Origin of the sequence: Duganella phyllosphaerae, assembly GCF_001758785.1 — a bacterium.
In the GTDB taxonomy this organism is placed as follows: Bacteria; Pseudomonadota; Gammaproteobacteria; order Burkholderiales; family Burkholderiaceae_D; genus Rugamonas; species Rugamonas phyllosphaerae.
Genome location: NZ_LROM01000050.1, coordinates 1 through 12,957 on the forward strand (window position 1 = coordinate 1; position 12,957 = coordinate 12,957).

The following is a 12,957-nucleotide window of genomic DNA, read 5'->3' on the forward strand; positions in this document are numbered from 1 at the left end:
CGTGCGCGTAGTGACGGGCAGCGGTTTCGTACTCGACGTGGGCGGTGTTGATGGTGATGCCGCGTGCTTTTTCTTCTGGTGCAGCGTCGATCTGGTCGTAGGCTTTAGCTTCGCCGCCGAATTTCTTCGACAGAACGGTAGCGATTGCAGCGGTCAGGGTGGTCTTGCCGTGGTCAACGTGACCAATGGTGCCGACGTTGACGTGCGGCTTGGTCCGCTCGAATTTCTCTTTTGCCATTTTAGACTCCTAACGATGTGGGGTGATTGCCCGGGCCTACGCCCGACTGCTGACTTGATACTTGTATACTTTGGAAAAACTGATGGCTGCGCAAGGCAGCCAATACTGCGTACTGCGAATTCTGGTGCCCTTTACGTGGATTGAACACGTGGCCTCTCCCTTACCAAGGGAGTGCTCTACCACTGAGCTAAAAGGGCTGATTGGGTACTGCTTTATTGTGTACTACGGTGATGCCCTGATTGCGCATCGGCATTGCAACAACACTGGAGCGGGTGAAGGGAATCGAACCCTCGTCGTAAGCTTGGAAGGCTTCTGCTCTACCATTGAGCTACACCCGCGAGGTATCGTTCATTTCACTACTATCAGTCTCACTGCAACAACTTGGTGGAGGGGGCTGGATTCGAACCAGCGTACTCATAGAGAACGGATTTACAGTCCGTCGCCTTTAACCACTCGGCCACCCCTCCGCGAGGAACCGCAGAGTATGAAGCAACTTCTTTGACCTGTCAACTGCGTCTGACATTATTTCGTGTCGTTGCAATTAACTGTCTGCTTCGGGGCGAGATTGTAACTGCTCGAACTGCAAATGTGCAAGTGTTGTTTTTAAGTTGAATGGGATGCCGAAATTTCAGGCAGCCGGCGTGTGGCCGATCGACGGATCGCGCTCGATCAGGTCGAACAGCGCCGCCACCACCTCCGGGTCGAACTGGGCGCCGGACCGCTCGCGGATGTACTGCACCACTTCGCTGTGCGGCCACGGGTCCTTGTACGGCCGCTCGTGCAGCAGCGAGTCGAACACATCGACCACCGCCACCACGCGCGCAGCAAACGGAATGGCGCGGCCCTTGAGGCCCTGCGGGTAGCCGTTGCCGTCGAAGTGCTCGTGGTGGCCGCCGGCGATCTGGGCGCCGTAGGTCAGGTAGCTGACACCATCGACCATGTTGGCCGCGCGCTCGAGAATCGCCTGCCCCACGCCCGCGTGCTCGCGCATGCGCACGCGCTCCTCCGGTGTGTGCGGACCGGGCTTGAGCAGCACGGCGTCGGGCGTGGCCACCTTGCCGACGTCGTGCAGGATGCTGGCCAGGCCGATCATTTCCAGCAACTGCGGGGTGATCTCGTCGGCATACGCGCCGCGCTCGGCCACCCGCTGCGCCAGCGCCGTGGACAGTTGCTGTACCCGCCGCACATGGCCGCCGGTGGTGTCGTCGCGGAACTCGGCCAGGTCAGCCAGCGCCACCACCGTGGCTTCCTGCGCCTTGCGCAACTGGCCGAACATGTACAGGTTGTCGAACGCCGCCGCAATGCGCTGGCAGAACACCTCCAGCAGGTCGCGCTGGATCTGCGCCAGCGGCCACGGCGGCGAGACCGAAATGGCCACTTCGCGGTTTTCCTGCGTGTGGATGAACAGCACGTTGGCCGGGTGGTCGAACTGGCTTTTCTTTTCAGCGAAGGCCTTGGCAATGGCCGGCCACAGTGGGTGCTCGAAGGGCATGGCTTCGGACTCGGCCAGCGCCGCATAGCCGCCGGTGGCAGCCACCACGCTGGTGGCGCCGGTGCCGCCCTGCATCACGCACAGCACGCCGTCGGCGCCCACGTCGAGGATGGCGCTGACCTGGTGGAGCACGCCGGAGGCGAATTCACGCAGCGAATGGATCTGGTACAGGTTAGTGGCGCCCGACAGGATCTTGCCCAGGCCGGCGCGGCTGCGCTCGAGCATATTGAGGCTCTCGTACGCGCGCAGCGACGAGATCACCGTAGTGAACAGCTTTTGCGTGGTCAGCTCGGTCTTGGCCTTGTAGTCGTTGATGTCGTATTCGATGATCACGCGCTGCTCGGGCGCCTGGCCCGGCTGGCCGGTGCGCAGCACCACCCGCACGATCTGGTTGTCGAGTTCCTCGCGGATGCGGCGCGCCAGGATCAGCCCGGCGTCGTCGGTTTCCATCACCACGTCGAGCAGCACCAGCGCAATGTCGGGCGTGTCGCGCAGGATGGCGTAGCCTTCACGGCCGCTGTAGGCCGAAAACAGCTCCAGCTCGCGTCCCTTAAAGCTCACATTGCGCAGCGCCAGCCGCGTGACCGCATGTACATCGACGTCGTCATCGACGATCAGCACGCGCCAGTGGCGCGGTTCCGGGCCGCCGGCGACTGGCGGGGGAAGCTCCTCGTCTTCCTCGATCAGCCAGTCGTCCTCGGTGGCGTGGGAATCGGTCATGCGGACTATCTCCTGTAGTGTCACGTGCGGATGATATTGCCTAGCATAATCAGAATCCTACGTGGTGACAAGCCCGATGGAAGTCGGCAAACCGGCGCGCAACAACCGCGTCTGGCGGCGCTGCAGGCAAGCTTGCGACTTGCTTAATGGAAAACCTATAGCAGCGAGCCAGGGCGTGAGTTGGCGTCGCCCGCGTGGCTCGAGACGGGCGTGACGGACGCCGCGCAGGAGGCGGCATTGTCGAGGTTCTGGTAGCGGATTTCGTACTTGCCATTGGCCAGCTGATCGACCATGTACTTGTCGTGCGCCTGCACGTACGCGTAGCGCACGTTGGCACGGCGATCGACATCGTAGACCTTGATGAACACGGCCGAGGCGTTGTTGGCGTTGTCGAGCATGAGCTGCATGTCGTCACCGCGGTTGCCAACCGAAAAACCGTCGAGATAGCCGGACTGGCGCGGCCAGGGTTCGCCATTGGGCGCCAGCCCGGTTTGCGCCAGGGTGGCGGTGTCGTTATTGTCGCAGTCGCCGCGCGGCAGCACCACCTGCGACATGGCCACCACCTTGACGCCGGCCGGCCGGTCGGACAGGCCGATGCGGTCGGCCGCAGCCAGGGCGTCGTGCGGTTCGGACGGTGCCTCCGGCTCGGCGGCGCGGGCCTGCGAAATGCCCGGCGGCGCTTTACCGCCCCAGGCTTTCTCCAGCCAGCGTGGCTCGGACGTTACCGTGCCGCCCACCCAGCCCGCCGCCAGGCAGCCGAACAGCATGCAGCCCCACTTCCAGCGCGCCAGCGGCTTGCGCTTGCGCGGCGCGCGGTCCACCGTCTCGGGCTGCCAATGGTCGGCGTCGGGACGCCCCTTGTCGCCGCGATGGTCTTCGTGGCGGGTGCTTTCCACCCAGTCCACTTCCCATTCCTCGGCCGCGATCCACTCGTCGTGCTCCTTGCGGCGCTGGGGGTCGGACAAGGTGGTGTAAGCGCCATTGACGATGGCCATGATGCGCGCGGCTTTTTCATCGCCCGGGTTCTTGTCCGGGTGATATTTCTGACTGAGCGCCTTGTAGGCCGCACGTATGACCTCCTGCGGCGCCATGCGCGACACCTTCAGGTTGTCATAGTGAGTATGTACTTTGCCCATCTGTGCAATGCTGGCCGCGGCGGTAAAGGAGGTTGAAAGGAGGTTGACGAATCATTCATGATAGCCGATCTTGCGCCGCACGCAGCAGCAATCAACCGTGCTGGGCGGTCAGATCACTTGCTTGATCGATCATCGTGCTTTTTTGACTACACTTCTATTTATAAACGATGGCTGCGGTCCTGCGCCAGGATCGCCTCTGGCAATGCGACATTCTTGCCGATCGCCAAAACCTTGAACAATTCGCCCATCTCCGCCGGCGACACCAGCTTCTGCACCGCCTTCGACTGCGGGATGTAGGCGATGACGTGCTCCGGATCGGTGCGCAGCAGCAGATCCCCTACCCCGGCGCCCAGCAAAAAGCCGGCCTGGTTGAAGTAGCCGAGGATGTCGATGCCCGCATCCTGCGCGGCCAGCGCCATCGCCGTGAAATCGACGTGGGCGGTAATGTCCTGCAAGCCCGGGTGGAAAAACGGCTCGGCGTGGGCATGGTGGCGGTAGTGGCACATCAACGTGCCGGTGGCGCGCAGGTCGAGATAAAACTCGTGCGCCGGAAAACCGTAGTCGAACAGGAACGCGGCGTTGGCGCGCCCGGCCAGCAGCATGCGACTGAGGCTGGCCATGAAGCCGCAGGCCACGCCATGCACCTCGGTCACGTAACCGACCGGCAGTTCGGCGTGGTGGGCGATCTGGCGCTGCACCTGCGCCAGCAGCTCGGCGCTGATCGGCGCTTCCAGGTAATCAAAGCGGCCGCCGTTGACGGTCACTTGTAGTTCGCGCCAGCCGTCCGGGTGTTTGGTGACCAGGTGCACCGGCATCGCATCGAGCACCTCGTTGCCGAATACCACGCCGTCAAAGGCGTCGGGCATGGCATCGAGCCACTGCACTTGCGGGAAGTCGCGCAGCTGGTGCTGCTGGCGCGCGCGCAGCTCGCCCGACAGTTCGACGATCAGGTAGCGCTCGACGTGGACGCCGGACGCCGCCAGTTCGGTCAGGATATCGAACGCCAGCTTGCCGGTGCCGGCGCCGAATTCGAGGATGTACGGCGCGCTTTGGGCGATAATAGCGGCTGCCACCCGCGCCAGGGTCGCGCCGAACAGCGGCGTGAGCTCGGGCGCAGTGGTGAAATCGCCATCTTTTCCCAGCTTGGCGGAGCCGCCGCTGTAGTAGCCCAGGCCGGGCGCGTACAGGGCCAGCTCCATGTAGCGGGCAAAGGAAATGGCGCCTGCGTTGCGTTCGATCTCGGCGGCAATCAGGTGCTGCAGGGCGTGGGACGCGGCCAGCGCGTCACTGGAAGGTTCGGGTAGGGACATCCCGATATTGTAGCGAATCGGCACGCCCAGCCTCTTTTTAAACGATCAGACCATCATGACAACCAACCAATCTGCCACTGCCATTGCTCCCGTTGCCCTCGTCACCGGCGCCGCGCGCCGCCTGGGCCGCGCCATTGCGCTGGGCCTGGCGCGCGCCGGCTGGGACGTGGCAGTGCACTATCGTGGCTCGCAAACCGAAGCAATCGAGGTAGCCGCCGAGATCACGGCCCTGGGGCGGCGCGCGGTCACGCTGCAATGCGACCTGGCCGATGAAGCGGCCGTGCGCGCGCTGCTGCCGCAGGCGATTGCCGCCCTAGGCCCGGTGCGCTGCGTGGTCAACAACGCCTCGCTGTTCGACTTCGACACCGCTGAAGATTTCACGCTGGCCCGGCTCGACGCCCATATGCACGCCAACGTCGCCGCACCGATCCTGCTGGCGCAGGCGCTGCACGCGGCCACGCCGGCCGACGCGCCTCCCGGCCAGGCCGTGGTGATCAACCTGCTGGACCAGAAACTGTACAATCTGAACCCCGATTTTTTGTCGTACACGCTGTCGAAGGCGGCGCTGCACACGGCCACCACCATGCTGGCGCAGCAACTGGCGCCCACGGTGCGGGTGGTGGGTGTGGCGCCCGGCATCAGCATGGTGTCCGGCGACCAGACCGAAGAAGCATTCAAAAGCGCCCACCGCAAGACCCCGCTGGGGCGCTCGAGCACCCCCGACGACATCGCCGACAGCGTGGTGTACGTGGCGTCGGCGCGCGCGCTCACCGGCACCACCTTGCTCGTCGATGGCGGCCAGCACCTGGTGCCGCTGCAGCGCGACGTGATGTTCGTGGCCAAATAACTCAGCAAATTTAGCAAGACACTATTCAACCGAAAGAAGGTAACGCCCATGTTGTCCTCCCTGATGCACCCCAGTCTGACCGACTGCCGCCGCCTGTTCCTGCGCAATTACGAAGTGATGATCAACATCGGCGTGTACGAGTTCGAGAAGAAGGGCGAGCAGCGCCTCCTGATCAACGTCGACCTGTACATCCCGCTGGCCGAATCGACGCCGTCCCACGATCAGCTCGACGAAGTGGTGGACTACGATTTCATCCGCGACACCATCGCCAAGCTGATGGCGCGCGGCCACGTGCAGCTGCAGGAAACCCTGTGCGACGACATCGTACGCGCCATGCTGGCCCACCCGCGCGTGCGCGCGGCCAATGTGTCCACCATGAAGCCGGACGTCTACCCGGACTGCGAAGGCGTGGGCGTGGAAGTGTTCAAGACCAAGGAGACCGTATGAACGCCGTGATGGACACCATCGAGGCCCCGCTGGGCAAGTCGGCCGAGAAGATCGCCCACGAGAACAACAAGCTGCACAAGCGTTTGTGCCGGCTGGTGGGCCAGGCCATCGGTGACTTCAACATGATCGAAGAAGGCGACAAGGTGATGGTGTGCCTGTCCGGCGGCAAAGACAGCTACGCCCTGCTCGACATCCTGATGACCTTGCGCGAACGCGCGCCGATCAATTTCGAGATCATCGCCGTCAACCTGGATCAGAAGCAGCCCAACTTCCCCGACCACATCCTGCCGGCGTACCTGGAAAAACTGGGCATCCCGTACCACATCGAAAACCAGGACACGTACAGCATCGTCAAGCGCCTGATCCCGGAAGGTAAAACCACCTGCTCACTGTGCTCGCGCCTGCGCCGGGGCATCCTGTACCGCGTGGCCGACGAGCTGGGAGCGACCAAGATCGCGCTGGGCCACCACCGCGACGACATCCTCGAGACCTTCTTCCTGAATATGTTCTTCGGCGGTAAACTCAAGGGCATGCCGGCCAAGCTGATGTCCGACGACGGCAAGCACATGGTGATCCGTCCGCTGGCGTACGTGAAGGAAGAAGACACCGAGCGCTATGCCGAAGTCAAAGGCTTCCCGATCATTCCGTGCGACCTGTGCGGCTCACAGGAAAACCTGCAGCGCAAGCAGATCAAGGCCATGATGCGCGACTGGGAAAAGAAATTCCCGGGCCGCGTGGAGAGCATCTTCTCGTCGCTCTCCACGGTGGTGCCATCGCACCTGATGGACCGCGACCTGTTCGGCTTCGCCGAACTGAAGGCCGATGGCCAGGCCAACCCGCTCGGCGATATCGCCTTCGACGAAGAACCGTGTTCGACGCCGACCACGGGGCTCGGCGTGATTTCCTTGCAGCGGGAAGATTAGTTAGCATTAAATCCGTCATCCTCGCGTACGCGAGGATGACGGCATACGCTGGCGGTCAGTACTTCACCGCCGTGCGCATCACCGGATACAGGTTGAAGCGCTCGTCCCACGACGAATGGCGGCGCGCGAAGAATTCCAGCCGCGCCTGCGGGCTCTTGTTGAAGTCCGCATCGGTGTCGAGCTTCTTGCGGAATTCTTCGCGCAGTGCCGGGTTGGTTTCCAGCTGCTCGCGCGCCACCTCTTCCGCCACGTAGTCCTCCATGTACTCCTTGCGCTCGAACCAGTTGTTGAACGCGCCCCAGGCCAGCAGCGAATCGGGGCCGCGCGGCTCGAGCATGGTCATCACCAGTTGCGACTTCGGCTGCGCGATCGGCACGAACAGCGCGCCCTTGGCCAGGCTGCGACGCTCACGCGCCCACTCGCCTTCTACCGCCAGCGCCTGGTGGCCTTCGAACGACTTGGCGCCGAAGGTGGTCTTGGTGGCGCGGAAGGTTTCCACTTCGGCCGACATCTCGTCGGCGCCCAGCACCTTGTACGTGATGCCGTGCTGTTTGAGCTTGGCCGCCACGCGCGCCGCTTCCGCCAGCGGCACCAGGTAGCCGCCCTGCGGCGCCCTCACCTTCAGTTCCGGCACGATCTCGTCGCGCAGCGGCACGGTCCAGGTTTGGGGGATGGCTGCGTCGTACTGCGTCATCAAGGCGCCCGAGATTTCCGAATGGCCGCGCGTGTAGGCGTAGCCGGGGAAGTCGATGGTCTTGGCGTTGAACGTGGTGCGGTACGTAAGCGTGAAATCGGTGCCGCCCAGCGCAGCGGCGCGCGCGTCGGCATCCTTGGCAATGCGCGCCCACTCCTTGCCGTGCTGGCCTACCTGCGAGAGCAGCGAGACGATGGTGTTGCGGGTGATGCGCACGCGGGTGCGGTAATCCTTCCACGAGTGGGTTTCCACCAGCACGCCGAAGCGGTTGCGCATGACGAAGTAGCCGTGCGAAAAGCGCGGCGTGGGCATGCTGTCGACAAAGCCCGACATCGGGTCGTCTTCCTTGGCAAACGAGATGTAATACGGCTTGGGATCGGAACCCTGGGCCTTCAGATCGGCCAGGATCCCTTGTTGCAGCGCGCTACCGGCTACGCGCAGCGGCGCGTCGCCGCCGTGCACCGGTTCCACCTGGATCGAGATATCGGGCTGGAACTTGGCGCCGTCGGTGACGTGCAGATCGACGTACGCCAGCGGATCCCAGGCGTTGACCAGCGCCAGCATGGCCTGCATCTCGGTGGTGTCGGCTTTGACGTAGTCGCGATTGAGGTTGTAGTTCTGCGCCGTGGTGCGCCAGCCCATTTCCTCCGGGCCGACCTGGTTGGGACGATTGTAGGGGCCGAAGCGCTCGTGGCCATCGACGTTGAAGACAGGGACGAACAGCAGCACCTGCTGGTCCAGCGCGCCGGGCGCGGCGCGCCCTTCCAGTACCTCGCGCAGGGCCAGGAAGCCGGCGTCCTTGCCGTCGATTTCACCGGCGTGGATGCCGCCCTGGATCAGCAGCACGGGCACGCCCTTCTTTTTCGCCTGCTCGGCGGTCAGTGCGCCGGTGCGGGTGACGGCCAGCGCCAGCATCGGCCGGTTTTCCGGCGTGCGGCCAAATTCGAAGCAGCGCACCTGCTTCGGATACGCTTTTTGAAAGCGCGCGCACAAGTCCACCACCTCGGCATAACGGCCGGTGCTCTTGAAGCCCGAACGTTCGGAGACGGTGGTCAGTGGCGATGTGGAGGATGTAGCAGAAGGTGCTGCACTGGCACTGGCGGCCAGCGTGGCAAGGGCAAGCGAGACGGCGAAACGGATCATGGAGGAGCTTCCAGGTGGGCCGACGCCGGAACGGCGTCGTAACCTGGAAAATTATAATCCGCTTCGGCGCCTGGAGCCTACTTGAGGATGGCGACCTGCTTGGCCAGCGGGCGTACCAGTTTCAGCGGGGTGGCGTCGCCAGCGGCAAAACGCGACGCCGAGGCGGGACAGATGCCGTTGGCGCGGTAGCTGAGCGCCGCCGACAGCATGCCTTCGCCGGTGTCGCCCACGGGGCGCGACAGGTCGTCGCTGATACGGCAGGTTGGCTGGAAGCCGTTGGCGTAGTCACCGAAGCCCTTGTTGTTCACGCCCTGGAACTGCACCGCGAAATACGTGGTGCCGCAGTTGTCCTCGGGGTAGAAACCATAGGGCTTGCCGCAGGTTTCGCCGCCGATCAGGTTTACTTCCACATCGACGCCGCGCAAGCCGTTGACCACCGCCTCGCTGGCCGAGCAGGTGCCCGGCGTGGTCAGCATGGTCACCCGGCGCAGGCCCAGGTAAGGCAGCGCGGTGCCGGCCGCCGTCGGCACCGGCGACGCCAGGCCGCTTGCGCTGGTCAGGAAACTGAGCGGTGGCGGCGTCGACGCGGCCGAAACCTTGTCGTTGAACTGCAGGCGCTCGAACACCTTGCCGGCCGTCGGTACCGGACCGGCGATCATGTAGGCCAGTTCGCTGGCGATGTTCAGGTAACCGCCGCCGTTGTAGCGCATGTCGAGCACCACGTCGGTGACGTTGGCCGCCTTCAGGGTGTTGATGGCGGCGATCAGCTGGGTTTCGGCCACCGCGTTATGGTCGTTGAACAGCAGGTAGCCGACCTTGCCGGTCGGGGTGTCGATGACCTTGACGTTGGCCACCGGCTGCAGCGACAGCCGGGTGGCTGTCAGTTGCACATTGACCGGGAAACCGTTGCGGCTCAGGCCAAGGCGGTGCACGCTGCCAGCCGACTGCGGGAACAGGCCGGCATTGAGCGTATTGGCGCCCGCTTGCGTGGTGTCGGCCAGCGATACGCTATCGACGGTCAGCAGCGAGTCGCCACGCTGCACGCCGGCGACGGCGGCCGGCGAACCCGGCTCCACCAGCGCCACGCGCCACACGCGCGGGAACACGTCGGGGGCACTGGACGACCAGCTGATGCCATAGCCGAGTTCAATGCCGCTGGTGGACGATGCTTCCCACTCGTCGGTGGCATAGGTAAAGTGGAACTGGTCCTTGGGACGGCCCGAGGACGTGATGGCGGTGGTCTTGAGTACGTCGAAGTAATCGATCGGATTACTGTAGTTTTCCTGGCGCAGGCCGGTGGGCACCTCGCGGTACCACAGGTAGCTCTCGTCGATGAACGAGCGTACCCATTTCAGTTCGTCGCTCAGGCTGCCCTGGCGGTCGGGGAAGCGCACGCCGGCCGCCGAGACGCCGCTGCGCGGACGTTGGCATGAAGCAGCCAGCTTGACGTAGTCGCTGCGCGTGTCGGTAGACCCGGTGGCGCCGCCGGAGCCAGTGGAGCCGGTGCCCGTGCTGGCGCCGTTGCCGGCGGTCGTGCCGGCGGAGCCGCCGCCACCACCGCAGCCGGACAACACGGCCACGGCAGCGAGCGCAGCCATGAATGCAGGAGATAATTTAATGTTCATGTGCAACATTATAGCTGGCAGTACATGCAGAGGTGCAAATTAAGCTACCTAAATTTGCAATCGATCGCCGTTATGCCTGCAAGTCGGGGTCGCTACGCAACAGCTCGCCCAGCCAGGCCGCGAACACTCCCAGGCGCGGCGACGCCATGCGGCCCTGCGGGTACAGCAGCGAGATCGGCATGGGCGCCGGCGGCGTGGCGGCCAGCACTTCCACCAGCGCGCCGCTGGCCAGGTGCGCGCGCACCTGGTAGCGCGCGGCCTGGATCAGGCCCATGCCCTGCAACGCACAGCTGATATACGCATCGGGTTCGTTGACGGCAATCGCGCCGCGGATGGGCACCACTACCGGGCGGCCATCGACCATGAAGTCCCAGTCGAACACGCGCCCGGTGCGCCCGGAAAAATGCAGCACGCCGCGATGGCCGGGCAGGTCGTCGAGCGTTTGCGGCGCCCCGTGCTGCGCCAGGTACCACGGCGAGGCGCAGGTGAGAAAGCCCATATTGCCCAGGCGCCGCCCCACCAGCGACGAATCCTGCAGTTCGCCCACGCGCAGCGAACAGTCCAGGCCCTCCTGCGTCAGGTCCACCACGCGCTCGGTCATGCTGACCACCAGTTCGATCTCGGGATAGGCGCGAGTGAAGTCTGCAATGCGCGGCATGACCAGGTGGCGGCCCACCGCACCTGGCAAATCCACCCGCAATTTGCCGCGCGGACGCTGCGCATCCTGCCCCCGAAAAGTACTTTCGGCGTCTTCCACCGCCTCCAATATGTCCAGGCACTTCTTGAAGTATTCGGCGCCGTCGGGCGTGAGCGAGAGCCGGCGCGTGGTCCGGTGCAGCAGCCGCGTACCGAGGAACGCCTCGAGCTTCTTGATGGTGGCGGTGAGCGCCGCGCGCGGCAAATCGAGCGTGGCGGCAGCCTTGGTATAGCTGTTGGCTTCGACGATGCGCACAAAGGTCTGCATGGCCTTCAATCTATCCATGATTGTTCACATTAAATGAATGGTATATGACCATTATGCCCTGATTATCTTTACACGCAATCGGCCTACACTGAGTCATCGTTATCCCCACCGGAGTTCATCATGAGTTCATCGCAACACGTCGCAGAAAAAGACGCCCCCGACATCAGCAATGGCATGGTCATGCTGCTGGCCGTGGCCACCGGCCTGATCGTCGCCAACCTGTACTACGCGCAAACCCTGGTCGGTCCGATCAGCGCCGCCACCGGCCTGTCGGCCGAAGCGGCCGGCCTGATCGTCACCCTCACGCAGATCGGTTACACCATCGGCCTGCTGTTTATCGTGCCCTTGGGCGACCTGCTGGAAAACCGCCGCCTGATCTTCACCGGCCTGCTGTTTACGTCCGCGATGCTGATCGTCGCGGCGTTCAGCACCAGCGCCTGGCTGTTCCTGGTCGCCGCGCTCGGCATTGGTCTGGGTTCGGTGGCGGCGCAGATCATCGTGCCGTTTGCCGCCCACCTCTCGAAAGAGGCCACGCGCGGCCACACGGTCGGCAAAGTGGTCAGCGGCCTGCTGCTGGGGATCATGCTGGCGCGCCCGGTCGCCAGCCTGGTGGCCGACGCCACCAACTGGCACGTGGTCTTCGGCGGCGCCGCAGTGATCGTGCTGGCCGTGGCCATCATCCTGCGCGCCAAGCTGCCGGAACGCGTGCCGGTGTCGGAGATTACGTACCCAGCCCTGCTGGCATCGCTGTGGCACCTGTTTGCGACCACGCCGGTCCTGCGTCGCCGCGCCGCTTACCACGCTGGCCTGTTCGGTTCGTTCAGCCTGTTCTGGACCGTGGCGCCGCTGATGCTGGCCGGCCCGCAGTTCCACCTGTCGCAAACCGGCATCGCCATTTTTGCGCTGGTGGGTATGGCTGGTGCAGTGGCCTCGCCAATCGCCGGCCGCCTGGCCGATGCCGGCCACACGCTGATGGCGACCGCAGCGGCCCTGGCGCTGGGCGTTATCGCGTTTGCCTTGCCGATGCTGGCGCCTGAATCGGCTGCCATGCGCAATGTGTCGCTGGGGATCCTGGTGGTGGCGTCGATCGTACTGGACATGGGTGTGGCGGCCAACCTGGTGCTGGGCCAGCGCGCCATCTTCTCGCTGGGCGCCCATGTGCGCAGCCGTCTCAATGGCGTGTACTTCGCGCTGTTCTTCGCCGGTGGCGCCCTCGGTTCGGCTTTGGGCGGCTGGGTGTACGCCGAACATGGCTGGCATGCGGCGCTGCTGACCGGGATGGCCTTCCCCGGCCTGGCGCTGATTTACTGGATGACCGAGTACGCCGGCGCTACTTCCACGCAGCGCAACCCAGCCTAACACGATCTCCAGAGCGGCGTTGCCGCTCCTCGCCGTACAGTCGTACTGTCTTCGTCACG

The 12,957-nt window shown here is 64.2% G+C and carries 11 protein-coding genes and 3 tRNA genes; 4 read left to right on the plus strand and 10 right to left on the minus strand.

All coding sequences use genetic code 11. The annotated features are described in order from the left end of the window. The 7 genes from DUPY_RS03990 to DUPY_RS04020 form a co-directional block, all read right to left on the minus strand. Nucleotides 1-238: GTP-binding protein (locus tag DUPY_RS03990; protein WP_229255230.1), on the minus strand; the 238-nt coding region annotated here is incomplete at its 3' end. Nucleotides 239-360: 122 nt separating this feature from the next. Further along, nucleotides 361-435, minus strand: a tRNA-Thr gene (locus tag DUPY_RS03995). A gap of 67 nt (nt 436-502) precedes the next feature. After that, nucleotides 503-576: transfer RNA gene (locus DUPY_RS04000), tRNA-Gly, on the minus strand. A 44-nt stretch (nt 577-620) separates the two neighbouring features. Next, nucleotides 621-705 (minus strand) — tRNA-Tyr (locus tag DUPY_RS04005). A gap of 161 nt (nt 706-866) precedes the next feature. Then, on the minus strand, nt 867-2,450 hold the full coding sequence (locus tag DUPY_RS04010; RefSeq protein WP_070246553.1) for a DUF3369 domain-containing protein: 1,584 nt from the start codon (nt 2,448-2,450) through the stop codon (nt 867-869). Nucleotides 2,451-2,605: 155 nt separating this feature from the next. Continuing rightward, the gene (locus DUPY_RS04015) at nt 2,606-3,586 is read right to left on the minus strand and encodes a J domain-containing protein (protein WP_070246554.1); all 981 of its coding nucleotides are present in this window, start codon (nt 3,584-3,586) and stop codon (nt 2,606-2,608) included. A gap of 158 nt (nt 3,587-3,744) precedes the next feature. Then, nucleotides 3,745-4,896, minus strand: a complete 1,152-nt coding sequence (locus DUPY_RS04020) for a class I SAM-dependent methyltransferase (protein ID WP_070246555.1) — start codon at nt 4,894-4,896, stop codon at nt 3,745-3,747. Nucleotides 4,897-4,951: 55 nt separating this feature from the next. Between DUPY_RS04020 and DUPY_RS04025 the strand changes: the two genes are divergently transcribed. The 3 genes from DUPY_RS04025 to ttcA are packed head-to-tail and all read left to right on the plus strand — an operon-like array spanning nt 4,952 to nt 7,113. Continuing rightward, on the plus strand, nt 4,952-5,743 hold the full coding sequence (locus DUPY_RS04025) for an SDR family oxidoreductase (protein ID WP_070246556.1): 792 nt from the start codon (nt 4,952-4,954) through the stop codon (nt 5,741-5,743). Nucleotides 5,744-5,791: 48 nt separating this feature from the next. After that, nucleotides 5,792-6,190 carry a dihydroneopterin aldolase gene (locus DUPY_RS04030; RefSeq protein ID WP_070246557.1) on the plus strand — a complete coding sequence of 133 codons (399 nt, stop codon included), beginning with the start codon at nt 5,792-5,794 and terminating at the stop codon, nt 6,188-6,190. Continuing rightward, complete coding sequence (gene ttcA, locus DUPY_RS04035) at nt 6,187-7,113, plus strand: tRNA 2-thiocytidine(32) synthetase TtcA (RefSeq protein ID WP_070246558.1); 927 nt, start codon at nt 6,187-6,189, stop codon at nt 7,111-7,113. Before DUPY_RS04030 ends, ttcA begins: the two co-directional genes overlap by 4 nt. A 55-nt stretch (nt 7,114-7,168) precedes the next feature. On the opposite strand, the gene DUPY_RS04040 is transcribed toward ttcA, so the two are convergent. The 3 genes from DUPY_RS04040 to DUPY_RS04050 all read right to left on the minus strand — a co-directional run bounded on the left by DUPY_RS04040 (nt 7,169) and on the right by DUPY_RS04050 (nt 11,557). Continuing rightward, on the minus strand, nt 7,169-8,950 hold the full coding sequence (locus tag DUPY_RS04040; protein WP_070246559.1) for a M14 family metallopeptidase: 1,782 nt from the start codon (nt 8,948-8,950) through the stop codon (nt 7,169-7,171). Nucleotides 8,951-9,027: 77 nt separating this feature from the next. Next, the gene (locus DUPY_RS04045; RefSeq protein ID WP_229255231.1) at nt 9,028-10,575 is read right to left on the minus strand and encodes a S41 family peptidase; all 1,548 of its coding nucleotides are present in this window, start codon (nt 10,573-10,575) and stop codon (nt 9,028-9,030) included. 70 nt (nt 10,576-10,645) lie between these two features. Continuing rightward, on the minus strand, nt 10,646-11,557 hold the full coding sequence (locus tag DUPY_RS04050) for a LysR family transcriptional regulator (protein ID WP_070246561.1): 912 nt from the start codon (nt 11,555-11,557) through the stop codon (nt 10,646-10,648). 102 nt (nt 11,558-11,659) lie between these two features. Between DUPY_RS04050 and DUPY_RS04055 the strand changes: the two genes are divergently transcribed. Then, nucleotides 11,660-12,898, plus strand: coding sequence for an MFS transporter (locus DUPY_RS04055; RefSeq protein WP_070246562.1), 1,239 nt, complete (start codon nt 11,660-11,662; stop codon nt 12,896-12,898). Nucleotides 12,899-12,957: the final 59 nt, after the last annotated feature.

Bases quoted from the DNA above. Each gene is read 5' to 3' on its own strand.
- DUPY_RS04030 (WP_070246557.1), top strand. From the start codon at position 5,792: ATGTTGTCCTCCCTGATGCACCCCAGTCTGACCGACTGCCGCCGCCTG.
- DUPY_RS04055 (WP_070246562.1), top strand. From the start codon at position 11,660: ATGAGTTCATCGCAACACGTCGCAGAAAAAGACGCCCCCGACATCAGC.
- DUPY_RS04040 (WP_070246559.1), bottom strand. From the start codon at position 8,950: ATGATCCGTTTCGCCGTCTCGCTTGCCCTTGCCACGCTGGCCGCCAGT.
- DUPY_RS04010 (WP_070246553.1), bottom strand. From the start codon at position 2,450: ATGACCGATTCCCACGCCACCGAGGACGACTGGCTGATCGAGGAAGAC.
- DUPY_RS04045 (WP_229255231.1), bottom strand. From the start codon at position 10,575: ATGAACATTAAATTATCTCCTGCATTCATGGCTGCGCTCGCTGCCGTG.
- ttcA (WP_070246558.1), top strand. From the start codon at position 6,187: ATGAACGCCGTGATGGACACCATCGAGGCCCCGCTGGGCAAGTCGGCC.
- DUPY_RS04020 (WP_070246555.1), bottom strand. From the start codon at position 4,896: ATGTCCCTACCCGAACCTTCCAGTGACGCGCTGGCCGCGTCCCACGCC.
- DUPY_RS04015 (WP_070246554.1), bottom strand. From the start codon at position 3,586: ATGGGCAAAGTACATACTCACTATGACAACCTGAAGGTGTCGCGCATG.
- DUPY_RS04025 (WP_070246556.1), top strand. From the start codon at position 4,952: ATGACAACCAACCAATCTGCCACTGCCATTGCTCCCGTTGCCCTCGTC.
- DUPY_RS04050 (WP_070246561.1), bottom strand. From the start codon at position 11,557: ATGGATAGATTGAAGGCCATGCAGACCTTTGTGCGCATCGTCGAAGCC.